Raw genomic sequence first — 22,262 nt, 5'->3', positions numbered from 1 at the left:
AGGCTCACTCCCGCCAATTGACGAAATGATCAGGTCAGGCAGCGTAATCCTGCTGGAGGGCTAGACCATTGGCGGGGGGATCAGTCGGTAGAACTCGCTCTCGTCAGGTGTCGGTATGGGGCGGCTCCGCCCCTCAGGCACTCGCTGCTCCTCTCCTGGGTGCGGACCCTGCCGAAGGGTGCGGTGGCGCGTGCCTGCGCGGACGCGTTCGCGGTCTCGCCTCACCAATTCCGCGAGCTTGGCCGCCCGGGGGTCGCTTGCCCGCTCGGCCGCCTTTGCGTGGCAGTGTCGCAGGTCAAGGCATTCTTTGTGCATTGGCCCCTCCTTGAACTCGACCACACCTATCATCTCGGCGAGCTCCGCCTGGAGTTCGACTGCGGGCGGACAGTGGTGCAGGCCCTGCGGCATACGAGGTTCGGCACCTCCGACACGGATGTCCGTGAGCCGTCGATATACCTCGTGGGCGCTCTGCGGGCGCTCATCGAGATCGACGGTCAACAGCTGGTGCACCAGGGCGCACAGCGCTTCCGGCGTGCTGTCGCCGTCGGGAAAGGCCGGCAATTCGTCCCGCCAGGGACCGGTGTATGGCAGCTGTGCCGTCAGCAGTTCGAACAGCACTGCGCCGACGGAGAAGAGGTCGCTGCGTCCGTCAAGGTCGTTGGCGTGACGTAGTTGCTCCGGTGACGCGTAGTAAGGTGAGAGCGGCGGAACCATGCTGGTCGTCGTGACGACGGTCGGCGGGTGGGTCAGGACGGTGGCAGCCTCCATGAAGCGTGCAATGCCGAAATCCAGCAATGTGACCAGGCCGCTGGACTGGTCGTACATGACGTTGGGCGGCTTGATGTCGCGGTGCACGATCCCGGCGGTGTGCGCGCGGACCAGCGCGGACGAGATCTGCCGGCCGATGTCAGCGACGATCGTCCAGGGCAAGGGCGTGCGGGTCTTGCGCACATGATCGAGGCTGCTGCCCTTGCATAGCTCCATGATCAGCACCGGCACGAAACCGTCGTTCACGGCGATGACGCCGTCATCCAGCACGCTCACGATGTTGGGGTCGGCCATGAGTTTTCCGAGGATGTTCCCCTCACGGGCGAAACGCGCCTCGTGCACGGCGTGGTGCCGGTGCTCCTTCCAGCGGCTGAGGAGGAGTTTGACTGCCACCCTCTCGCCCGTGCGCAGATGAACGCCCAGGCGTACCTCGCCGAACCCTCCCTGGCCGATCTTGTGGTTGCTGATGCTGTAGCCCGACAGAATCATGCGGCCCCCCCGGGTCGAAGCGTCTTACGGCCCCCACCGCAGATCGCTCACATCATGGCTACCCATCAGAAGAGCTGAGATAGAGGGCAATCCTGCTAGTTGCCAACCTGTTACGTAGTACGTGTACATGTCCGGCCTAACGCCGCTTCTGATGGCGTGATCGTTCGTTGAGCAGTGCATGACGGATCTGGTTGAGCGGTTGGTGCCAGACGAGTTGTGGACGGCGTTCCGGCGGGTGGTCCCGCCGACGGAGGTCGTACGTCGGCAGGGCGGCGGCAAACGGAGGGCCGGTGACCGCGAATGCCTCGCAGCGATCATCTTCCTGGCCACCTCGGGCTGCACCTGGCGGCAGTTGCCGCCGGTGTTCGGGCCGGCCTGGCCCACCGTCTACCGGCGCTGCGCCGGGGGAGCCAGGCTCCACCGGGTCGTTCTCGACAAACTTGGTGCGCGGGGCGAGCTGGACTGGTCGCGGTGCGCGATCGATTCGGTTGGCGTCCGGGCGGCAAAAGAGGGCACCTGACCGGACCGAATCCGACCGGCCGTGGCAAGAGCGGAACGAAAATCCACCTCATCACCGACCGGAACGGCGTGCCGCTGTCGCTGGGTATCTCCGGTGCGAACATGCACAACAGCCTTGGCCTGCAGCCTGCGGCGGACCTGCGGCAGCAACGACACTCCTGGTTCGTCGAGGAAAACGATCCAGGCACGTGTGTTCAGCGCCCCTTTTTGATCCGCGGCCACTCGTGCGCGATCCAGTGGGCGATCTCCGACTCGTCCCGCTCCACCGCCCGACGCTGCGGACTCCATCCGAGCCGGCCGGTCAGCAACCGCCACACCGACGCCCGCGACAAGGTCACTCCCGTCACCTGCTCGACGACCAGACCGACCCGCTCCAGCGTCCACAGATCAGCCTCGAAACCATGGGTCTGGGCGCCCTGCTCCAGCGCGGCCCGCACCCGCTCGACCTGGGCATCATCCAGCTTGGGCGGACGACCACTGGCTGGACGCCGACGCAACCGTCGGCGCCGCCTTCCTCCCAGACCCGTCTCCACCGCCGCACACTCTCTTCGCTGACGCCCAACATTCGCGTGATCTCGACACCCGAACGCCTCTGACCGAACAGCTCGGCTGCCCGCACACGCCGGGCCTCGGCCAACTGCGGCCGCGTCAAGGGAGGAACAACTGGCGAAGGCTTGAAAGACACCGCACCAATCGCGACAGGCCCGGAAGGCTGTCCGGGAAGCCGCATCCAGGGAGGGTCAGTCCTTGGCGAAGAGGGTGGGCAGGTACCCCTGGGAGTGGCCCTTGGCGTTGGGGTGGTAGCTCTCGTGTACGGCGATGCGGGTACTGTTCACCCACCAGTCGTCCGAGCAGATCTCGTGGTTGGTGAAGATGCCGCGTACATCACCGAATGCGAATCCGTAGGAAGATGCGCGCTCCGCGATGACCGAGTCGATAGTGTCGGCGGCGCTGTTGATCGCGGACCGGCTCTGGTCGCTGATTTCGAACGAGCACGTGCTGTCGATCTTGTACAGATGAGGGTAACCGAGCACGACGACGCGGGAGTTGGGTGCTCGATTGCGGATCTGGCTGTAGAGCGAGTCGAGGCGGGCGGGCAGCTGGTTCGTGGCGAAGCTCTTGGCGTTGTTTACGGCGGTGAGACATGCGTTAGTGCCTTGTAGGACGCAGGTCTGCATCACGCTGGCGAACCCGGCGTCGTTGCCGCCGGCGCTGACCGTAACAAGCGAGGTTGCGCTGTTGAGCGAGCCTAGCTGGTTGCTGATGACGTCCTGGGTCCTGGCGCCAGAGCAGGCGACGAAAGAGAAGGAGGAGGGGGAATTAGCCTGCGCCCATAGCTGGGGGTATGCGTTCGGGCTGCGATGGCACGAACCGCTTGAGCTGGTGTAGCTGCCGGCTCCCTCGCCGGACGAGTAGGAGTCACCGAGTGCGACGTAGGGGCCGGTGGCGGCCGAGGCGGGGCTTGCCCCGAACATGACACCGAGAGCCAGCAGGATTGCCGAGAAGGTGGCATGCAGCAAGCGTGCAGGTCTCACTATGCCTCCATGATTGGGCCAAATCACCATGTCGCGTGCATGTCAAATCGTAGCTGCACGCGAGACGTCCGCATAGAGACACGATGGAGGATTTATTGAACGCATAGGTGAATATGAGTTATATGGTGTGCTTTTGTGTGCATCTCGCGTAGGCCTGTGCCATGGCGCTTTCTACTTACGAGAGTCAGAGGAGGAGTTGCGAGCGTCGCTGCGCTGGGCAACGTGATGTCACCGGATGGCGAGGCGTTACGGCTGTGGCCGCGTGCTGGCAGTTGGCCGAAGTTCAGAAGGGCAGTGGGATGTGCAGTCCTGGCGAGAGATGGTTGTCCTTTCCTGTGGTGACTGGCACTCGGTCGGTGTCCGGTCGGACGGTTTTGCGCTGGTCACGGGGAACAACCAGCGACGTCAGTGCGCCGTTGAAGGGTGGCGTGACCTGGTCGTCATTTCGGCTGGGTGTCTCCATACGGTCGGCCTCAGGACCGACGGGCGGGTAGTAGCGACCGGAGACCGAACAAACGGGGCATGCGAAATCAATGAGCGTTTTCAGCGCTGCCTCTCCAGGGTGAGGACGGCCTTGGCGATTGACGTCATTCGATTCGGGCTGCATCGCGATCTTCTGAAGATCCCCCAGGACTTGATTCGTGCCATCCCGCGTTCGACGGGCGCTCGGGACGTGGCCAGTGCACGGTTGACCGTCCGTTCTGTCGGGGTCAGCTGCCCGCCGGGTGGGCGTCTGCGCCCGGTGGTGACCCAGGGTCCGGCGCCCGTGTAGGCGCGGTCGGCCAGGATGGGGACGCCCTGGCGTTCGCAGATCCGGATGATCCGATGCGTGCGGGCCGCGGTCAGGTCGTGGAACCGGCCCGGCAAGGCCGGCGAGATCCATAGCACGTCCCCGGACGGATCGGTCACGACCTGCATGTTCACACCGTGGCGGCGGTGCTTGTGCGAGTAGTCGGCCCGGCCATCGCCCACGCGGTCGCACTCGGTGAGCGTTCCGTCGAGCAGGACGTACTCCGGTTCGTGCTCGCGCAGGGCCTTGAGCAGGCCCGGCGCCCGACCAGCGAGAAGGCTGATCACGGCGGTGGTGTAGGCGTGGGCGGTACCCACCGAGATGCCGAAGCCGGCCGCGATCCGGGCCAGGGTGTCGTGCTTGCGCAGGTACACCAGGGCGACGAGCGCACGTTGGTGCGGCGGGAGCTTGCAGCGGCGGTCACCCTCGCGGGTGACGATGAGCATGGTGACCCACTCGACCAACGCATGGGGCAGATCGAGTGCGGCAGGATAGGGAACCAACGAGGCACCTACGCTGATGAGTTGAGACCTCGAACACCTCCCTCAACGGTACGGGTGCCTCGTGCGTTGCGGCCCGCCTCGCCGCCACCCCATCGGTGGCCACTCTGAAACCCTCACTGGTCACGGGCGACTGCTTGTCAGCGCGGTCTCGGTCCTGACCGCCCTCAACAACCGCCGTCTCGGCGAGGTCGTCGCAGTCCGGCGGGGGCCTTGGCCTGGTGACGCCGCATCCGTGTGCGGTTGGAGAATCTGTCGCTGCCATTATCGAGTTCATGGACCGGATGCTCCTGCTCTGCCACTCTCCTTGACTGACACCGGGAGGGAGGCAGGATGTCGGACCAGCAGGGGCAGCGGCGGCAAAGGGCCTTGATGGCGCAGCGGCGACCAGGGCCGCGCCGAGTGCGAGCCCGCCAGCAGGCGCGGCGTTGGTGGAGCCGGATCGACTGGGGTAAGGCGGGAACCATCTTCACGATCACCGTGGGGATTGCGAGCCTGCTGCTCACCGGAATCGCAACGTACTACGGAGCGGCGGTTTCGAAAGGGCAACTTGACCAGTCGCGAGAGGACGCCGACCGGAAGGAGCGCGAACAAGCCATGCGCGTCGCGACTTGGATGGATCACGATGGCGATGGCGTGCGGTACCTCCACCTTATGAACAGGTCACCAGACCCGATTGCTTGGGCGTTCTGGGACATCAAAGTGGACTTAGGGACGTCCAGTTTCGGAAACAGGGTGTTTATCAGAGAAGCGCTGTCTGGACTTGGGCCCTGCTCAGAAATGGTGATCAACTGGACCGCGTTGGAGTACCAGGAGAAGTGGGGTGGCAAGTACCAGAAGGTGCCCGAAACCGACGCCATGCAGATGGCTGTTGCGTTCACCGACCGCAACGGCACAGCGTGGGAGCGATACGGAGGACGCCTGACCGAGATAACAGACTCCCCTCACGTTGGGTCGCTGGAACGTCAACCTAATGAGAAGGTCCGGATCGGAAGGATCTCAGGTAGGCCGTCGCTGAAGCGGGCGGAATCCTGCGGTTATGAGGATGCTCCTGGCGCAGGTGCTACGCAATGAGGACCATCTGATTCGTAGCGGCACCTGTATCGGTCGGCAGCGGTTACACTGAGTTCTTTGAACGGTCACTGATCGGGTGACGGAACGGCGCCCCGCAACGCACGAGACTCCTGTGCTGTTGAGAGAGGTGTTCGACGTCTCAACTCGGCGACTCAGGAGTTTCGTTGGCTCCCTATCCTGCTGCACTTGACCTGCCCACGGCTTGGTCAAGTGGGTAACCATGCTCATCATCACCCATGAGGGTGACCGCCGCTGCAAGCTCCCGCCTCACCAGCGCGTTCTCGTCGCCCTGGTCTGCCTGTGCCGACATGACCCGCGCGCGCAAATCGCCGCCGGCTTCGGCGTCTCGTCGGCACCGCCCACGCCTTCGTCAGCGTCGTTGTGGGCCGCCTCTCCCGCCGGGCGCCCGGCCTGCTGCGGGTCTTGCGGAAGACCGATCCCGAGCACATCCTGCTCTACGGGACGCTTGCCGAATGCGACCGGGTTGGCGACAGCTGGGCCGACTTCTCGCAATAGCACCGCCGTCGGTGAACGTCCAGGTCGCGGCCGATCCCGCGGACAGGCTGCTGTGGATCTCGCCCGCCCTTCCCGGCCACACCCATGACCTGACCACGGCCAGCAGACACCGCATCATCCGGATCTGCGAACGCCAGGGCATTCCCGTTCTCGCCGACCACGCCTACATCGGCGCCGGCTCTTGGGTGACCGCGCCGGTCAGACGGCTCCCGCACCAGGACCTCACTGCGACTCAGCAGATGATTAACCGGGCCCTGTCGGCGGCGCGGGCGCCAGTCGAACGAAGCATGGCGAGACTGAAGTCCTGGCGCATCTTCCGTCGAGCCCGCTACAGCCCCAACCGCATAAGCGTCATCGCCGCCGCCGTCCTCACCCTAGAGAGGCAACGCTGAAAATGCTCATTGAGTGGCTCGGCGGGGACGCACACCAGTGGGACCCATGACAAAGGACCGGGAACGCCCGGGGGCGGGGTGGGCAGCGCACGCGATCGGCCGGCCTTCGCTGTTGTCGCCCAGTGCGGTTCCTCCATCGAGGTTTCCTGCCCGCCGGGCAGGACGCAGATCCGCCCCCAGCGGCCGTTCTTGCCCGGACAGGTGGCTTCGGCAGCAACGGCTCGATCAGGGAACACAGTTCGTCCGACACGATCCACCGCCGCGACTGACGGTTTCTCATGCCCAGACCTACGAGCAGAGGGGCCGTCAGACTCGTGATCAGCAGCTTTTATCAGAGCCAGTAAGGGCACCACTCTGGTTCCAGGCCAAAGTAGGGTGGAGTCCCACGGCACGAACTCGCGTCAGCACAAGGAGACGGAATGCTCGCTAACCTGTCGGCGCTGGCGGCCGGAAGGCGTCATTCGGTCGCCCGGTGCTGGGACGGAAGCGTTCTGACCGTGGGCAATTCCGCAGCCGCTGAATGTCGCGTCGAACGATGGGAAGACGTCGTCGCGGTAGCAGCCGGCAACGTCCATACTGCGACGAACACAGGCAGGTCTCATACGGTGGGACTCCGGTCGGACGGTACGGTGCTGGCAACGGGATGGAACGGCGATGGGCAATGCGATGTCGCCGGATGGCGAAACATCACGGCCGTCGCCTCAGGCTGGCGCCGCACGCTCGGGCTACTCACCAATGGCCGCGTGCTAGCAGCCGGCCGGAGTTCAGAAGGACAATGCGATGTGCAGTCCTGGCGCGAGGTCGTCGCCCTTTCCTGTGGTGACTGGCACTCGGTCGGTGTCCGGTCGGACGGTTCCGCACTGGCCGCCGGGAACAACCGACGGGGGCAGTGTGCCGTTGAAGGGTGGCGTGACCTGGTCGCCATCTCGGCCGGGTACCTCCATACAGTCGGCCTCAGAACCGACGGGCGAGCCGTAGCGACTGGCGACAGGGCGAGCGGAGCGTGCGGGGTCGATGAGTGGGAAGACCTGGTGGCGCTCGATGCCGGCAGCTATCACACTGTCGGGGTTACTGCGTCCGGACGGGTCCTCGCAGCGGGAGACAACAGCAACGGGCAGTGCGAAGTCAGCGGTTGGCGCGACATCGTCGCCGTGGCGGCCGGTTCAACGCACACCCTTGGCCTGCGCGCCAACGGCACAGTCACGGCCACAGGAAACAATACCGACAGGCAGTGCGAGGTCGACGCCTGGGCCAAAGTCCAGCTCTCCAGGCCCCCAGGCCACGCCAAAGCAAACTGACCCGCCCTCGCACCGGACAACAGAAAACTCCATTTCCGATGCCGGGCACATCGGGCCCCCCAGGGTCCTTGCGCTGGGCCGGTCGGGGAGCGGTGGCCTACGTCGTCATGCCCAGCCTGCCCAGCCCAACGAGGCAGCCGTGCGGAAGGACGTGCGGCGCCTTCCAGCCGACGTGAGCAGTGTGAGGTCGGCCGCCAGCCGAGTGGGCACGTCAGGCACGGCACAGTCCCGCCGATGACGGGGTGTTTCGACGATGACACAGGCATCCCAGGTCGGTCTCGGCCTCGCCCCGGTACGCACCGAACATGCGGTTGACGGTCCGCCTGAGCGCATGGACGGTCTGCCAGCCGTGCACCGCGAGCCACGCCAGCACCGTAGCGGTAGAGGTTCCGGAGATGCCCACCGGCCAGCGGGCCTCGTCAGCCAGGTCGAGGGTATCCCCCAGTGCGGTCAGGATCGCCGCCTCACCGTTGTCGATCTTCTTCGGCCGAGCCGATCGGTTCGCAGCGTCGATTTTCCTTGCCACCCTGCGACGGACGCTCAAGCTCCGCACTGTCACTCGATCCAACGAGCAGCGGCCTCGTAGATGGCATCTGGAGCGCTGTTGAACGCAATGGCCGCATCGGGCGCGTGCCGCCGGATCAGGTTGATTACAAGTTCAAGGAGTTCAGCTTGATCGTCTGAGTGCCGCAGACCACCGCCGACGACAATGCACTCCCACGCATGAGTTTCCAGCGCCTCCTTGACGACCACTTCGACGTCGTCACTTCCATCAAGCCCGATCAGGCAAGACTCAACGCCCACGCCATGCTCGGAAAACCCTGCCAGCCCCGCCTCGATCGCCATGGCCACCGGCTCCGGATCCCATGGCCCGGGCACCCGATGCGGATCAAGCCCGATGACGAGAACGCGGGGTGAGGCAGCAGTGGTTTCCATGCCCGGACTCTACACACCACCCCCCACGAATCAGGACGTGATACCCAGGAATCAACGACACGCCATCCGCAGACCGGACTCTCCCGCCGGCCAAAAGGCCCATCAGAGCACAGGCATGCACACAGCGAGACGATGCCCCTGGGGCAACAACTCGACTCGCGCGACTACAATGCGCATGGGGGGGGCACTCATGGACGCGGATCTGTTCCATTCAGATTCCAGTCGTCCATCCGCGCATCACCGTCGTTGAGGAAGCGGTCCGGTCAGGCAGGCTGCCACAACTCGACCCGGTTTCCCTCAGGATCGGTAACCCAACCGAACCGGCCGATACCCTGCATGTCCTGAACGTCCTCGGAGACCTTCGCTCCCACGGCTCGCAACTGCGCGAGCATCGCGTCCAGGTCATGGACCCGGAAGTTGAGCATGTTCTGCTGGGATCGGGACCCGAAGTAACCGGTCTGGGACTCGAACGTCGCGAACACTGTCGGCCCGGCAGCCTGACGCCACACACCATGCTCGTCAGTCACCAGACCCAGGCAGTCGCGGTACCAAGCGTTCAGGGCGATCGGGTCGGCGGCACGCATGAAGTAGCCGCCGATTCCAAGCACATGTTCCATGCCGTCATCCTGCCAGGACAGCGATCCGGCGGGCTCGGCACCACACCATCACCCGCTTCAACCTTCGGGATATCCAAGAGCGCGGTCGGCCTCGTTCCTCTTGTGGTGCAGCTCTCTTGACTCTGGTCGGCGGGCGGGCGGATCGTGGCCATTCGCGTCAACGCTCCACCCCGAAAGGGGGCCATGCATGTCGTTCACCTGGCGCTACGTCGTACGCCCCGACGGCTCCTTCTGCCGCATCGGCAACCTCGACGGCAGCCTCGACAACGTCCCCGACGAAGAACTCGCCCGGCTCCAGTTCGTGCGGGACGAAGACGACCAGTCGGCCCGGCCCTGCTCGCGCTGCGGCACCGAACTGCTGCTGCGCTGGCACGGCCCGTCGGTCAAGGCCTGCCACACCTCGGGTCTGCGCTGCCGGGCCAGCCACTTCCCGATGTCCATGCCGTGCACCGTGAACCCGGGCAGCACCCTTACCGCGCCGGCCTGGCCCTCCTCCTCGGCCACCAGCTCACGCAGCGCGGCGTAGTGCCGCTGCCACTCCGCCGGCCACGCCGGGTTCCAGTCCGCATCCACGGACTCCAGCGCGGCCTTCCACTCCGGATGACCCTCCAGCGCACCCGGCCAGCGCAAATTGCTGAGCCATTGCCCCACCAGCCGGTCCAGCATCGTCGCCGACTGGGGCGCACACAGCGTCCAGTGCTGCTCGTAGTACGACCTGGCGGCCTCCAGGTTCTCCTAGAACCGCTCATCCGCCAGCGACCAGACCATGCCGAGCTTCTCCAGCCGCGCCGCGCGCTGGCCGCTCATCTGCCCCGCCCCGTACGCCCGTCGCTGCTCCGCCACCCACTGCCCAAGGGGGTAGGCGCCCTCCTTGTGCCTGTACGGGACGCGGGTGTGGCAGAGCCGCGAAGCGCAGCAGGAGACGGGATTCTTCCTCGCCTTCCTCGGGCTCCGGGCCGATGCTGACGGACGGCTGCGCGGTGTCCTTCTGGGGCTCCTGCGGGATGATGGCCAGCAGCTCGACGGCCTCTTCGTCGTGCGCGCGCAGACCCGCCAGTACCTTCACCAAGGGGCGGTACGACCCCGAGGTGAACATGTCCTCCGGCCTCTCCCCGGGCTGGAGGAACACCGGCACGATCAGGGAGGTGAGTTCGCCCTGTCCGGGCTGTTGCCGGAGCGCGCGGCCGATGGCCTGGACGATGTCGTGCGGCGCGCCCTTGGGGTCCAGCAGGGCCACACTGTCCACGGAGCGGATGTCGACGCCTTCGCCCAGGACACGGCAGTTGGAGAGCACGGCCCGCCGCGCGGTGGTGCCGAAGCGGCCCAGGACCTCGCGCCGGTGCTCGGGCACGTGCTCCCCGCACAGCCAGTCCGCCCAGATCCGGGCCGGGTAGGTCTCCGGCTCGTTGGCGTGCAGCTTTGCCGCGACCCGCTCGAGGCCTTCCGCGTAGGCCCGGGCTTCGATGGTGCGGTGGTGGAAGGTGAGGCAGGTCTGCAGGTTGTGCTGCGCCATGGTGTGCTGGAGCGCGGCCTGCAGCGCCCCGAGGCGCTGCCCGCGGACTTCCTCAGTGTGCCGGTCCTCGCCCATCAGCCGTTCCGGGGTGACGACCGGGTCTTTCAGCTCCAGGACGATGATCTGGTACCGCGCCAGCAGCCCGCGCGAGACGGCCGAGGCCAGGCTGAGCTTGTACAGGACGAACCTGAAGACCTTCTCGTCGTCCATGGAGGCCGCCACCTCGCGCGGCAGCGGGTTACGCACCCCTTCGGCGACCTCGCGGTCGAGGCGCGCCTCCCAGATCCGCGGCGTGGCCGTCAGGTACAGCCGGCGCTGTAAGGGGATGACGCCCTGGTTGTGGACGTCGGCCCATGCCTTGCCCATCGAGCCCGACGTGCGGTGCGGCCGCCTCGTTGACATCCACGGACACCGCCACCCCGCCCATCATGAAGTCGAACGTGTCCCGCATAAGCAAGTCGGTGGCACCGATCTCCTCGACCAGGGTGTCGAAGAGATCGGCGAGCAGCTCGAGCACAAGGTTGTGCACCAGGGCTTCCTCCGGCGAAATCGCCCCGAACCGGTCGCGCCACACAACGGTATCCATGCCCATGGCCGCAGCCGTGAGGACACCAGCAACCATCGGCACCTGGGCGGGATCGGCCGGCTCGAAGCCCGGCAGCTTGCAGACAACGGCCGGAATCAGATCACTGAACGGATCGAGTTGGTCCTCCTCACCGTCGTCCTGTTGGCCGATGATGTGCGCGGTCAGCACACCCACCAGGAACACCGCTCCGCGGGACACTTCGTCGCGGCCGTAGGTGTCCAACGCAGCCTGGACTCGCTGCTGCGCCCGCCGCCGTTCCTCCTGCGGCGTGCGCTTGTCTAAGATCCGGTACGAGTCCCACGCCGCACGGACCGCCTCATGCACCACTGCACCCTCACTGGTCATGCGCTGACCGTAGTGAGTCGGCGGGCCGCAGTGGCGGTACTCGCGCCAACCGTCCGCCCAGCCCCGGTGCGGCCCGCCGCGTTCCGGCCACGGTGCTGGTCAGACGCCCGGCCCTCGGCATCGCATGCTGGGGTCGGCGTTGGCATCGTGACCACAGCCGTCCACCGGGGGCCAGCCCGGCGGCAGCCGACAGCCACCAGCTGCTACGCGGCTGTGTGATCGCGCCGATGAGAAATGGCGCCGGCAGTCGTCTAAGAGCGCCCGGCAGTAGGTGTGGTGTGGGGGACCTGCCGGTGATCGTCTGATGTGTGTGAGCGCCGGTTCGCCGACGGGTTCGGTTACTGGGACGTCACGGATCGGGGCATGTCTGTGCAGCTTGCGCTTTCCGTTGCGTCAACCCCTACGGTCGCTCCTGTGGCCGGACAGCCGGCCCGGCGAGGAAAGGTGCGGGCATGGCCTTGTCGATTGCGGATGTGGCCCGGATGTCCGGGGTGACATCCCGGACTCTGCGTCACTACGACGAGATCGGATTGCTTGTTCCGGCGTACGTCGGCAGCAACGGCCACCGCTACTACGAACAGGCCGGACTGCTGCGACTGCAGCAGATCCTGCTGATGCGGGAACTGGGCTTAGGGCTGCGCGAGATCGCGGCGGTGCTGGAGCGCCAGATCGACCAGGTGGCCGCGCTGCGCGAGCACCAGCGCAGGCTGCTGGCCGAGCGGGACCGTCTCGACGTGCTCGCCCGCACGGTCGCCTGCACCATCGCCGAACTTGAGCAGGACGAGGAGACAAACGACATGGGAAAGATCAGTAGGCCGGAGAACCTGTTCACTGGCTTCGACACCGCCCGCTACGAGTCGCCCGCCCGCACGCAGTGGTCCGACCAGGCGCAGCAGTCGGCGCAGTTCGCGGCCACGCTCAGCGAGGCGGAGATGGAGCGGCTGCAGGGTGAGGCGACCGCGGCTATGGTCCGCATGGCCGAGTTCATGCAGGCCGCCACCCCGGTGACCGACCCTGCCGTGCAGGCCGAGGTCGACACCCATTACCAGGGCATCTGCCAGATGTGGACCCCGGACGCGGCCGGATTCAAGGCCCTGGGGCAGAACTACGTCGACGACGCGCAGTGGCGCGCGGCCTACGACCAGGTCGCCGCCGGGCTGGCCGAGTACCAGCGGGACGCCATGGTCGCCTACGCCGACGCCCGGCTGAGCTGACCTGTCAACCGGTTGCTGGGGCTGCAGACCCAGCAACGGGGCGCGCCTTCTACCCCTGGAGTACCCGCTGTGATCCCCGCCCACTGGCGCCGCCACTACCGCCGTGAGGACAATGAACTCCTCTGTCAACGGCCATTTCGTTCTCCCCGTAGGCGGCCAGGAGTTCGCCCCGCTGGCGGCCATCGAGTTGTCCCCGGTGGCGGCCAGATAATTCCCCGCCTTCGGGTCGGTCGGGTCAGCTGAAGGGCTTCACTCCTTGTCCGCTGGTGGCCTGGGTGAGCCGGTAGCTGTCACCCTGGGTGACGACGATGTGAGCGTGGTGCATGAGCCGGTCGACCGTGGCGGTGGCCAGGGTCTTGGGCATGATCTCGTCGAAACCGGAGGGGTGGAGGTTGCTGGAGACGGCGACCGAGCGTCGTTCGTAGGCGGCATCGACCAGGCGGTAGAAGCCCTCGGCGGCGTCCGGTGAGACGGGCAGCAGGCCGATGTCGTCGACGATGATCAGATCCGAGCGGATGATCTTCGCGAGGGCTCGGGCGATTGAGTCGTCCGCGCGGTGCCGGCGGACCAGGGCTCCGAGGTCCTCGATGGTGAACCAGGAGACGGTCAGACCGGCCTCGATGGCGGTCTGGCCGAGGGCCTCGGTGAAGTGGCTTTTGCCCGTGCCGGAGGGCCCGCAGATGCAGAAGTTCTCCCGACGGCCGATCCATTCCAGGGACTTGAGGGCGTCCTGGGTGGGTCGGGGGATGGCGGACTTGGTCTCGTCCCAGTCGCCGAAGGTCTTGCCGGTGGGGAAGCCGGCCCGTTTGCGGCGGGTGTGGAGGTTGGCCCGGTCGCGGCCGGCGGCTTCCTCGGCCAGCAGGACGCGGACGACCTCGGCCGGGTCCCAGCGTTGGGCCTTGGCGGTGGGGATCAGGTCGGCCAACACCCGTCGCAGGTGCGGGAGTTTGAGCCGCCGGGTCAGCTCGATGGCCTCGGCGAGCGGGTCGCCGTTGGTGCCGGGAACGGTGCGAAGTGGGGTGGCCATCAGGCGGGATCGCTTTCGTCGTGCTCGGAGACGTCGGAGGCGGGCTGGGTGGGCAGGCCGAAGGAGGACCAGGCGGAGGTGCCGGGCTGCAGGGAGTGTTCCTCGCTGCGGCGGACGGGTTCGGTGTGTTCGCGGGTGGCCTGGTAGTCGACGATGGACAGCAGGTCCTTGTCCGCGAAGCGTGCGGTGACCGCGGCGGTGCCCAGGGCCCGGTCGACCTCGGCCACCGAGTAGAGCTTGGACAGGGCGACGGCCTCGGCCATCTTCGCCTTGATGCGGCGAACCCCGGCCGCCCCCGCTTCGACCAGCCATGACGCTGCCCCAGGACCGAGCTGGAGGAAGGCAGCCTCCTCTGCCGAAGTGGCCTTCGGGGTGCGGTCGTTGTCCTTGTTCTCCCGCAGCGGGTAGTGGGCGTCGTCCAGGACCGGGGTGCCCGGCTGGCCGCGGCGGTGGCGGGCGGCCTCGCGGGCCGAGCCGTCCTCACCGACCGCGGTGACGATCAGCTCGTCGCCGTGGAACCGGGCCCAGACCCGGTTGTCGATCAGCTCGTGCGGAACGGAGTAACGGACCCCTTCGACCGAAATCGTGGACTCCCAGTTCACCCGCCGGGTCGTGCCGAACGCGGCAGTGAACGGCCTCCTGGGCAGCGGGTGCAGCCGCTGTCGTTCCTCAGCGAGCCGCTCGACCGGCTTGCGCCGAGTCGCCCGGTGGGTGCGGGAGTTGACCTCGTCGCAGAACGCCCGGCAGGCCGCCTCCAGTTCACCGAAGGTCTTGTAGTGCTCGCGCAGGTTGACGTCCTTGGGCACCAGGTCGGCCTTCGCGATGCGGACCGTCGCCTCGGAACCGCCCTTCGTCTCGGGGTCCGCGGGCAGGCAGGTGCGTATGGTCGTGCGTAGTGCCGGGCGACCTCGACGATTTCCGGGTTGCGGACGGCGATCCCGGCGACGTGATCGGTGGTGACCGTCTTCTCGTTGTCCGTCAGGACGTAGGCCGGCACTCCGCCGATGCGGCGGAACGTCGCGTCCAGACACGAGGTGACCGTCGGCAGCGTCTTGTCCCAGATCGGGATCACGATCCGGAACCGGGACCAGGCCAGCCAGGCGCACCACAGGATGGTCTTGCGTCCGGCGATGGTCGGTCCGTCGCCGAAGTCGTACTGGATCCACAGCCCCGGCTCGGTCACCCACGGCCTATAGACCCGCCGCCGACCGGCCCTGAACTGGGCTTTCGCCTCGGCAACGGTGCGGCGGGTGGTGCGTTCCCCGCCGGTGAAGCCCATCGCGACGATCCTCTTGTGCACCACGTCCGCTCGGATCTTGCCGTGTGAACGGACCACCAGTTCCTCGATCTTCGGCAGATAGTCGTCGATCGCGCGGGCCCGGTGACGACGCTGGTCCGGGTGCTGGCCGGCGGCCCGCATCTTCACATAGCGGGCCACCGTGTGGTGGTCGACGCCGGTCAGTTCGGCCGCGGCGCGGTAACTGCCCGTGAGGTCGTACGCCTCAAGGATCTCCATGATCTCCCTGCTGTTCTTCACCCGCCCGAGCCTCGCCGAGCGGGATGCGTCCAATGCGAGCGGGGAGATATCTGGCCGTACGTGGGGAATCCCGTGGCCATCAGTGGGGCGGTAAGTGGCCGCCTATGGGGAGCTTGTCATGGCCGCCGTCACGGGAAGCACCGGCTCTCCGTCTCGATGCCGTAGGAGACGTCGGGACCATCCCCGCGGGGTGCGGGGAGCACTGCATGCCGGCCGCCACCGCCGGGCGGATGTTGGGACCATCCCCGCGGGCACGGGGAGCACGGGGCGTCGAACCCCTCGGTCAGGACCATGCAGGGACCATCCCCGCGGGCGCGGGGAGCACCCCTTGGCACCCCACACGGTCACCTCGCCTGGGGGACCATCCCCGCCGGCGGGGAGCACCTGATCACGCTGCCGATCCACTCGCCCCCGTTGGGACCATCCCCGCTGGGGGGAGCACTGTGGGTTCGGGCGGCGGGTCTTCGACGCCAAGGGACCATCCCCGCAGGCGCGGGGAGCACATGATCGACACCACGACCAACGCCGGGTCGGTGGGACCATCCCCGCGGGCGCGGGGAGCACACGGTGGGGTCCCCGGTGGTGACTCGCCACTCGGGACCATCCCCGCGGGCGCGAGGAGCACGGCCCTGGGCTTCGTGGACCTCAACCCGGCGTAGCTGGGACCACCCGCGGGCGTGGGGAGCACTCCGATCGGATCTCCAGGTCGCCCAGCAGGCCGGGACCATTCCCGCGGGCGCGGGAAGCACTGCGGCATCCTCCTCATCCCCAAGGGCACGCGGGGACCATCCCCGTGGGCGCGGGGAGCACACCAACGAGACCATTACCCTCGACCTGACCGCGGGACCATCCCCACGGGCGCGGGGAACACAGGCCGGCTTTCCTCCATTGCGTGCCGTACTCGGGACCACCCCCACGGGCGTGGGGAGCGCTTCACGTCACAGATGACACCGCAAGCTTGCGTGGGACCATCCCCGCGGGCGCACGGAGCACTCCCAGACCTCCTCACCCCGGAGGATTCGGTCGGGACCATCCCCACGTGCGCGGGGCACTTCCGAAGACAGAGTGGCGCAACCTGCCCTCGGGATCATCTCCCGGGCGCGCGGGGAGCACGCGTTGCGCCGGTAGGACTCATTGAGCGTGGCGGGACCGTCCCCGCGGGTGTGGAGAGGAAGACTCGGTGGTGTGCCAGGTGGAGCGGCGGGGGACTTTCCCGCGTGTGCGCGGATTGCCCCACCAAGTCCATACCGAGCACTCATGGGGTCGCCCTTATGGGCGCGGTGGGCAGGTCGTAGGCAATTGGCCACCTGCCCACGGCAATCGTCTCCATGGATTGGGAAAGTTCCCGTCTCGCGCGCGGCGTCGTAGCAGTGTGCGCCCGCCGGTGCGGGGCCGCGAGGTGGCGTACCTGGCCAAGCAAAGGCAAGCAGAGAGCGGTCGTCCCTGCTTACGCGGGGAATCGGTCGATGTCTTCGTGTGCATCTGGCCGATCTCCGCTGGCGCGGAGAAGTTGTCGGGCCGGAAGCGGGGCATCCGGCCGGGGTTGATGCTACTAGCGGACCAGAAGCAGCCCTACTCCGTAGGAGCGGGCCTTGCCCAGCCCTTCGGTGAGAGTGCTCGTGAAGGTAGCCGGGTCGGTGACTGTGAGCTGTCCGCGGACTTCAGCTCGGACGACTTTCAGACCTTTCTTCACTGTAGAGACGAGTGGCGGCAGCATCGTGGTGGAGATGCGTGCGGCGTCGGCGTCTGCGCCAATCCGTTTGATGCCGTTCGGGCCGGTGGCGGGTTCGCCCTGGGCCTGCAATCGCTGGGTGAACCATTCCGACGCCTGGTGCGGGGAGTTGCTTGCTGTGCGGCGTCCCCGTCGTCCCTTCTGCGGGCCGCTTGGGGGCATGACGGCTCGGATGGGGTTGATGAAGGCGCGGAAGGTGTAGGTGTCGCCGGCCTTGATGGCCTGGTCGACTTTGATTAAGTGGGGGGACTCCAGGAGTGCGGAGCGTGGGACGGGTGTCCAGTCGGGGGTGATGCGAGCCTGGGTGATGAGGGTGAGGGTCTGGGTCCGGAGGTTGACGGTCCAGGCGGAGAGCACACCCATCTGGGCGCGGGCGTCGTCTTCACCCTCAGGTACCCAGCCGCGGTGGCCGCTCATGACGAGGCGGTGCATGTCGTGGACGTCGTTCATGGCGCGGATGACGTCGGGGTGGCGGGTGTCGAGGGTGAGGACACTCTGTGTGGCGACGAAGCGGGTGGGTGTGCTCACGGGGTGGGGGTCCATTCGATGGTCGGGGTGGGTTTGATGCGGGTGCGGGTTTCCCAGCGGGTGGCGTGAGTGCGGTGGTCGGGGTGGAAGGTGACCGGTTGGTCGTCGGTGGGGACGGCGCGGGGTGCGCCAGGGTGTGCGTCGATCCAGGCCCAGGGGCGTTGGGTGGTGGCTTCTGGGAGGAGGGGGGTGTGGGTGAGGACGTGTTCAACGGTGCCGGGATGGATGCCGCCGGAGAGGTCGCCGGTGGGGGGGCAGGACTTGCGGCCGAGCCAGAGGAGTCGGCTGGGGTGCTCGAGGTGGTGGGAGATGGTGTCGAGGAGGGAGGTGTCGTGGTGCTGGACGCCGGCGACGAAGGCTGCGTTGGCGAGGTACCAGCGTTCGCTGACGGCGGGGTTGCGCAGGACGGCTTTGGCTGCCGTGATGAGTTGGCCGGTGTCGGGGTCGGGTTCGATGTATTTGGGGGCTCCGTACCAGCCCTCGAGTTGGTGGTGGCCGAAGTGCGGGCCGGTGGCGTCCTCCAGTGCGGTGACTTTGGCGGCCCTGCGGTGGTCGGTGATGAGGTCGCGGGGTCGCAGGGGGTAGGAGCCTCCGCCTGCTACGTGGAAGTCGTGGTAGGGGGTGCCGGGGCAGTCTGCGCGAACGCCGTAGCGGAGTTCGGTGAGGGGGCCGAGGGAGTCTTCGCGGTCGTAGCCGAGGGCGGCGGCGATCAGGCCGATGACGGCTGATTTGGTGGGCCGCATTTGTGTGGCACGGCGTTCGAATGCACCGGATGCGCCCCAGGCTTGCAGGGGAGCGGCGAGGCGGATGAGAAGCGTCGCCGCTTCCCTGCTTGCGCGGGGAGTGATGGTGTTCATGCGGTCAGCTGCTCCAGGGTCGTGGCTTCGGTGGCGGGGAGGTTGCCGTCGGCGGCGAGCTGGTCGATCAGTTCCTGGATGTCGAGGTCGTAGGTGAGGAGCCGCCCGGGGGTGGCGTCGGAGCGCTTGGTGGTGATGAGGCGGTGGTGGTCGAGGAGCCGCTTGGCGCCGGCGAGGGCGGCGGGCCCGTCGGAGGTTTCGTCGATGTGGCGCTGGAAGGCGGCGGCGTAGAAGTAGGGTCGGGCGCCTTCGTGGGCCAGGACGAGGTTGGGCAGGGTGCCGGTGGAGGCGGTGCTGTTGGCCTTGGCGCGCGGGACGGCGTCGACGAAGGCGTGCACGAACTCGGCTTCGGCGGCTTGCGCGGCTGTCTCGGCTTCCTGCTGGGTCATGCCTGAGGCCTGGAGGTTGACGCGGAGTTTGTGCCGGTCGAGTGCGGCGTGGCGGTAGAAGGTGCCGGAGATGAGTGACTGGTATCCGGTCATGCCCGCGCCGGCGTTGTCGGCGGCGTCGAGGAAGTCGAGTGCGTTGTCGCGGCGTTCGAGTTTTGCGTCGTCGGCGGCGGCGTAGAAGTCGTCGATGTGCTCGGCGGGGGCGATGGTGAAGGCCCACGAGTGCTGGGCGGCGCCGTCCACGGTGCGCAGTTCGGCGATCTCTGCGAGGAACCGGCCGAAGACGGTGATGTCGATGGCGTCGCGTGGGGCGAAGGCGGTGAGGATGCCGGCGCGCAGGTCCTTGGGCAGCGGCGGGACCTTTACTTCCTCTTCCTTGCTGTCCTTGGCGGCAGGTTCGGCCGGTGCTTCGGTGTCCTCTCCTGTGGTCTTCTTCCGGGCGTTCTTCTTCGCGTTCTTCTTGGCTTCGTCCTTCGCTGCGGCTTCCGCCTTGGCGGCCGAGTAGTCGGTCAGCCAGGTGTTGAAGGTGTCGGAGTGGGTGTTGAGGTGCTGGGCGATCCGGTCGCCGGCGTCCTCGGGTGCGTAGATGAGCACCTTGGTGAGCTGGGCGGTCGAGTCCTTCTCGCCGAACTTCAGTCCCAGTCCTTCGAGGGCGGCCTTGGCCGCGTAGAGGGCCTGGTCGGCGTCCCAGCCGTGGTTCTTGATGAGGGCGTCGCGGGTGAATAAGGCCCATTCGCGGGTGCGTCGGCCGCTGCTGTAGGAGGCGAGTGGGCCTTCGCCCTGGTTGGCGCGGCGCCGCGAGTGCGTGCGTTCGGCGCGGCGGCGGGCCTGGGCGGAGATGGCGGTTCGTTCGGCGCTGCCGTAGACAAACGCTTTCGGTTGGCCGTTCTCGTCGCGGACGGGGAGGGCGGCGGCGAAGGTTTCCAGGACGTGTAGGGAGAGGTACTGGGGCTTGGAGGTGGTCACGTGGTGGCTCCGTTCGTCGGGGCGGTGGGGCTGGGGGTGCGGCTGCGGCTGCGGCTGTAGAAGGCGTCGCCCCACTTTTCGGGTGTGGGGCGTCCGCGGTCGGTCCACTGGGTGAGGTCGGTGATGAGCTCGGCCCAGGAGGGGGGCGTGGTCGCGCCGGCGCGGATGCGTTCGATGGCGTGCTGGAGGTGGCGCCAGGGGATGTGGCGGGCCGGGAGGATGCGCATCATCAGGCGTTCAGCGCCGGGGTTGGCGGGTCCTCGGGCTCCGTCGTAGCCGATGGAGCGGATTGCGCGGCCCATGTCGCCGTAGCCGTAGTGGGGCTTGACCCGGCCCGCGTGGTAGCGGGCGAAGAGGAAGCCGACCTGACGATAGAGGCCCCGGTCATCTTCGTTGGGAGCGAAGGCGCGAGCTTCGTAGTGGGTGGGGCTGTCGGCGGTCGGAGGCCGGCGAAGGTCGGCCAGTTTGCCGTATTGGTGGGTGTGGACGAGGCTGCCGAGCCAGGCGACGTACTGGACGGGTGCGGCTGCCGCTTTCACGGTTGCGGGTGATGTTGCCTCTGCGTCGGGCGGAGGGCTGGGATGGGGGATGTCGAACAGGGGCAGGGTCATGCGGGTTGCTCCATTCGCAGGTGGGCGGGCGCCTTGCGGGGGTGGTTGAGGATTTCCGCGAGCTTTTCGCGGGCTTCGGTGTTGGCCTGGTATCCCTGGCTGCTGGGAGGCAGGGAGCGGAGCCGGTCGGTGAGGAACGCTTCGGCGTTAACACGGACTTGCGCGGCGTAGGTGGCCAGGGCTTCGGGGACGGGAGTGCCTTCGGCGGTCTCGTCCAGGAGCTCGTGGAAGAGGGGTTCAGTTGCCGCGAAGTGCTCACCGGTGGCTTTGAAGCGGGCCAGCTGGGCCTGCTTGTCGGACGGTTTGGGGTTGGGGTAGGCGATGCGCCAGGCGGCGTAGGCGGCGGCGTCGAGGGCTGCTGCCACGTACGCGGCGATGGCGCAGCCTTCTTCTGATGCCTGGCGCAGGGCGCTTTCGCGGCCCGGGATGTAGGGGAAGGCGTCGTTGACCCAGGCGATGAGTTTGCCGGGCTTGGCGAGGAGGCCGACGGTCCACAGGGTGACGCGGTGCCCTTCGGGCAGCATTGCGAGGCGCCCGTAGAGGTCCATGCCCTTTTCTCGGCGGGCAGTGGCCGCATACAGCGAGTGGGCTTCCCGCCACAGGGCTCGCGCGGCAGATGGCTTGAGCGGAGCGTTTTTCTCGATGACGGCGTCCTGCAGGGCGCTGGCGTGGGTGAGGTTCACGATGTCGCCGGCGCCCATGAGGACACGGTCGACTCCCCATGTGCCGTCTGGCTGCCGGGCCGGGCGGGTGAGGATGGAGCGGCCCAGGATGCTGTGCAGGTCCGCCGGCCCGTCGGGGGTTCGGGCGGTGGGTTTGACTGTGAAGGAGCGGCGCGGTCGGTCGGTCCAGGTGAAGTTGAAAGTACCGGGGTCGCCATCGTGGGGATGCAGGTTCAGGCGCAGGGTGTCACCGAGGGTCTGGCCAAGGGCGGTGACGTGGACGCGCGTGCCGGCACGGCACGTGGCCTGGTTGTTCAGAGCGGCGCCGAGGAGGCTGCCGGGAATCATGCCGCGCCCGCCGTTGCCGCACACGTGCTGCGTGATGACTGCCAGGAAGGCGTCGGCTGCGGCGAGGGGTTCACCGTGGTGAAGGTGGTGCCGGTCGAAGAGCTGCACGTAGTCGCCGACGTGGTGCATGACGATCTGCGAGGTTCCGACTCCGTGTTCGTCCATGAAAGGCGCCAGCAGCGCGTTCTGGAACAGCGGCCGGTCGGGGTGGAAGAAGTTCCACTGCTTCTCAGGTTGCTCCCTGAGCCAGTCCGCGACCTCGGTGAGCGGCCGCCGGCCGGTGACCCAGGTCCTCCACTCGTTGCTGGTCTCCGGGAAGACGTCGGCCGCATAGGCGACGGCCCTGAGCAGCTCCAGCATGGCGAGGGTTTCGCCTGGATGGCGTCCACCGACCCCTAAGTGGTCATCGGCCTTCTCGAAGGCCTCGATGAGCCCGAGACGGCTGGGGAGACCGGCCGTTGTCAGTGCCGCAAGGCATGGTTGGGTGCGGGGATCCCAGTACGGAACCACGTC

At 67.3% G+C, this 22,262-nt stretch carries 19 protein-coding genes and 5 pseudogenes; 5 read left to right on the top strand and 19 right to left on the bottom strand.

What is annotated here, in order from left to right:
* Nucleotides 1-60 precede the first annotated feature (60 nt).
* Complete coding sequence (locus E4U91_RS36655; RefSeq protein WP_137311345.1) at nucleotides 61-1,257, bottom strand: serine/threonine-protein kinase; 1,197 nt, start codon at nucleotides 1,255-1,257, stop codon at nucleotides 61-63.
* Nucleotides 1,258-1,435: 178 nt separating this feature from the next.
* Between E4U91_RS36655 and E4U91_RS36650 the strand changes: the two are divergent.
* Nucleotides 1,436-1,905, top strand: a pseudogene (locus E4U91_RS36650) (transposase); the annotation flags it as partial.
* A 65-nt stretch (nucleotides 1,906-1,970) separates the two neighbouring features.
* On the opposite strand, the gene E4U91_RS36645 reads toward E4U91_RS36650, so the two are convergent.
* The 4 genes and pseudogenes from E4U91_RS36645 to E4U91_RS36625 form a co-directional block, all read right to left on the bottom strand.
* On the bottom strand, nucleotides 1,971-2,273 hold the full coding sequence (locus E4U91_RS36645) for a winged helix-turn-helix domain-containing protein (RefSeq protein WP_241678965.1): 303 nt from the start codon (nucleotides 2,271-2,273) through the stop codon (nucleotides 1,971-1,973).
* 59 nt (nucleotides 2,274-2,332) lie between these two features.
* A pseudogene (locus E4U91_RS40030) lies at nucleotides 2,333-2,506 on the bottom strand (hypothetical protein); the annotation flags it as partial.
* Between the two features lie 10 nt (nucleotides 2,507-2,516).
* Nucleotides 2,517-3,293 carry an SGNH/GDSL hydrolase family protein gene (locus E4U91_RS36635; RefSeq protein ID WP_358410831.1) on the bottom strand — a complete coding sequence of 259 codons (777 nt, stop codon included), beginning with the start codon at nucleotides 3,291-3,293 and terminating at the stop codon, nucleotides 2,517-2,519.
* 561 nt (nucleotides 3,294-3,854) lie between these two features.
* Nucleotides 3,855-4,604 (bottom strand): transposase family protein, encoded by a 750-nt coding sequence (locus E4U91_RS36625; protein ID WP_137311342.1) that lies wholly within the window; start codon nucleotides 4,602-4,604, stop codon nucleotides 3,855-3,857.
* A gap of 330 nt (nucleotides 4,605-4,934) precedes the next feature.
* Between E4U91_RS36625 and E4U91_RS36620 the strand changes: the two genes are divergently transcribed.
* The 3 genes and pseudogenes from E4U91_RS36620 (at nucleotide 4,935) to E4U91_RS36605 (ending at nucleotide 7,881) form a co-directional block, all read left to right on the top strand.
* Entirely contained in the window at nucleotides 4,935-5,675 is a 741-nt protein-coding gene (locus E4U91_RS36620; protein WP_137311341.1) for a hypothetical protein, read from the top strand.
* Between the two features lie 164 nt (nucleotides 5,676-5,839).
* Nucleotides 5,840-6,583: pseudogene (locus E4U91_RS36615) on the top strand (transposase family protein).
* Between the two features lie 419 nt (nucleotides 6,584-7,002).
* Nucleotides 7,003-7,881, top strand: a complete 879-nt coding sequence (locus tag E4U91_RS36605; RefSeq protein ID WP_174867972.1) for an RCC1 domain-containing protein — start codon at nucleotides 7,003-7,005, stop codon at nucleotides 7,879-7,881.
* 211 nt (nucleotides 7,882-8,092) lie between these two features.
* Here the strand turns inward: E4U91_RS36605 and E4U91_RS36600 are convergent, their stop codons facing one another.
* The 7 genes and pseudogenes from E4U91_RS36600 to E4U91_RS40010 form a co-directional block, all read right to left on the bottom strand.
* On the bottom strand, nucleotides 8,093-8,425 hold the full coding sequence (locus E4U91_RS36600) for an IS110 family transposase (RefSeq protein WP_137311339.1): 333 nt from the start codon (nucleotides 8,423-8,425) through the stop codon (nucleotides 8,093-8,095).
* A gap of 11 nt (nucleotides 8,426-8,436) precedes the next feature.
* On the bottom strand, nucleotides 8,437-8,817 hold the full coding sequence (locus E4U91_RS36595; protein ID WP_137311338.1) for a hypothetical protein: 381 nt from the start codon (nucleotides 8,815-8,817) through the stop codon (nucleotides 8,437-8,439).
* Nucleotides 8,818-9,080: 263 nt separating this feature from the next.
* Nucleotides 9,081-9,434, bottom strand: coding sequence for a VOC family protein (locus E4U91_RS36590; protein WP_137311337.1), 354 nt, complete (start codon nucleotides 9,432-9,434; stop codon nucleotides 9,081-9,083).
* A 204-nt stretch (nucleotides 9,435-9,638) separates the two neighbouring features.
* Entirely contained in the window at nucleotides 9,639-10,100 is a 462-nt protein-coding gene (locus tag E4U91_RS40025; protein WP_422070954.1) for a helicase associated domain-containing protein, read from the bottom strand.
* Nucleotides 10,101-10,169: 69 nt separating this feature from the next.
* Nucleotides 10,170-10,277, bottom strand: coding sequence for a hypothetical protein (locus E4U91_RS40020; RefSeq protein WP_422070953.1), 108 nt, complete (start codon nucleotides 10,275-10,277; stop codon nucleotides 10,170-10,172).
* Between the two features lie 388 nt (nucleotides 10,278-10,665).
* Nucleotides 10,666-10,947, bottom strand: a pseudogene (locus E4U91_RS40015) (helicase); the annotation flags it as partial.
* A 238-nt stretch (nucleotides 10,948-11,185) separates the two neighbouring features.
* Nucleotides 11,186-11,878 carry a hypothetical protein gene (locus E4U91_RS40010; RefSeq protein WP_422070952.1) on the bottom strand — a complete coding sequence of 231 codons (693 nt, stop codon included), beginning with the start codon at nucleotides 11,876-11,878 and terminating at the stop codon, nucleotides 11,186-11,188.
* 452 nt (nucleotides 11,879-12,330) lie between these two features.
* Here E4U91_RS40010 and E4U91_RS36575 point away from each other — a divergent pair, with 452 nt between their 5' ends.
* A complete protein-coding gene (locus E4U91_RS36575) occupies nucleotides 12,331-13,092 on the top strand; it encodes a MerR family transcriptional regulator (protein WP_137311336.1) in 762 nt (253 codons plus the stop codon).
* 235 nt (nucleotides 13,093-13,327) lie between these two features.
* On the opposite strand, the gene istB is transcribed toward E4U91_RS36575, so the two are convergent.
* The 7 genes and pseudogenes from istB to E4U91_RS36535 all read right to left on the bottom strand — a co-directional run bounded on the left by istB (nucleotide 13,328) and on the right by E4U91_RS36535 (nucleotide 22,259).
* The gene (istB, locus tag E4U91_RS36570) at nucleotides 13,328-14,119 is read right to left on the bottom strand and encodes an IS21-like element helper ATPase IstB (protein ID WP_137311230.1); all 792 of its coding nucleotides are present in this window, start codon (nucleotides 14,117-14,119) and stop codon (nucleotides 13,328-13,330) included.
* Nucleotides 14,119-15,656, bottom strand: a pseudogene (gene istA, locus E4U91_RS36565) (IS21 family transposase). The gene istB and the pseudogene istA overlap by 1 nt, the downstream one beginning before the upstream one ends.
* 1,552 nt (nucleotides 15,657-17,208) lie before the next feature.
* Nucleotides 17,209-17,916 carry a type I-E CRISPR-associated protein Cas6/Cse3/CasE gene (locus E4U91_RS36555; RefSeq protein WP_241678964.1) on the bottom strand — a complete coding sequence of 236 codons (708 nt, stop codon included), beginning with the start codon at nucleotides 17,914-17,916 and terminating at the stop codon, nucleotides 17,209-17,211.
* Entirely contained in the window at nucleotides 17,913-18,773 is an 861-nt protein-coding gene (gene cas5e / locus E4U91_RS36550; protein ID WP_137311333.1) for a type I-E CRISPR-associated protein Cas5/CasD, read from the bottom strand. The genes E4U91_RS36555 and cas5e overlap by 4 nt, the downstream gene beginning before the upstream one ends.
* The gene (locus E4U91_RS36545; RefSeq protein ID WP_137311332.1) at nucleotides 18,770-20,128 is read right to left on the bottom strand and encodes a type I-E CRISPR-associated protein Cas7/Cse4/CasC; all 1,359 of its coding nucleotides are present in this window, start codon (nucleotides 20,126-20,128) and stop codon (nucleotides 18,770-18,772) included. The genes cas5e and E4U91_RS36545 overlap by 4 nt, the downstream gene beginning before the upstream one ends.
* Complete coding sequence (casB, locus tag E4U91_RS36540) at nucleotides 20,125-20,667, bottom strand: type I-E CRISPR-associated protein Cse2/CasB (RefSeq protein WP_168218311.1); 543 nt, start codon at nucleotides 20,665-20,667, stop codon at nucleotides 20,125-20,127. Before casB ends, E4U91_RS36545 begins: the two co-directional genes overlap by 4 nt.
* A gap of 68 nt (nucleotides 20,668-20,735) precedes the next feature.
* Nucleotides 20,736-22,259, bottom strand: coding sequence for a type I-E CRISPR-associated protein Cse1/CasA (locus tag E4U91_RS36535; protein WP_137311330.1), 1,524 nt, complete (start codon nucleotides 22,257-22,259; stop codon nucleotides 20,736-20,738).
* Nucleotides 22,260-22,262: the final 3 nt, after the last annotated feature.

This window comes from Streptomyces lasalocidi, from assembly GCF_005280215.1.
Lineage (GTDB): Bacteria > Actinomycetota > Actinomycetes > Streptomycetales > Streptomycetaceae > Streptomyces > Streptomyces longwoodensis.
This window is presented reverse-complemented; position numbering and strand designations above follow the sequence as displayed.

Bases quoted from the DNA above. Each gene is read 5' to 3' on its own strand.
- E4U91_RS36655 (WP_137311345.1), bottom strand. From the start codon at position 1,257: ATGATTCTGTCGGGCTACAGCATCAGCAACCACAAGATCGGCCAGGGA.
- E4U91_RS36620 (WP_137311341.1), top strand. From the start codon at position 4,935: ATGTCGGACCAGCAGGGGCAGCGGCGGCAAAGGGCCTTGATGGCGCAG.
- E4U91_RS36605 (WP_174867972.1), top strand. From the start codon at position 7,003: ATGCTCGCTAACCTGTCGGCGCTGGCGGCCGGAAGGCGTCATTCGGTC.
- E4U91_RS36595 (WP_137311338.1), bottom strand. From the start codon at position 8,817: ATGGAAACCACTGCTGCCTCACCCCGCGTTCTCGTCATCGGGCTTGAT.
- E4U91_RS36590 (WP_137311337.1), bottom strand. From the start codon at position 9,434: ATGGAACATGTGCTTGGAATCGGCGGCTACTTCATGCGTGCCGCCGAC.
- E4U91_RS40025 (WP_422070954.1), bottom strand. From the start codon at position 10,100: ATGCTGGACCGGCTGGTGGGGCAATGGCTCAGCAATTTGCGCTGGCCG.
- E4U91_RS40010 (WP_422070952.1), bottom strand. From the start codon at position 11,878: ATGACCAGTGAGGGTGCAGTGGTGCATGAGGCGGTCCGTGCGGCGTGG.
- E4U91_RS36575 (WP_137311336.1), top strand. From the start codon at position 12,331: ATGGCCTTGTCGATTGCGGATGTGGCCCGGATGTCCGGGGTGACATCC.
- istB (WP_137311230.1), bottom strand. From the start codon at position 14,119: ATGGCCACCCCACTTCGCACCGTTCCCGGCACCAACGGCGACCCGCTC.
- cas5e (WP_137311333.1), bottom strand. From the start codon at position 18,773: ATGAACACCATCACTCCCCGCGCAAGCAGGGAAGCGGCGACGCTTCTC.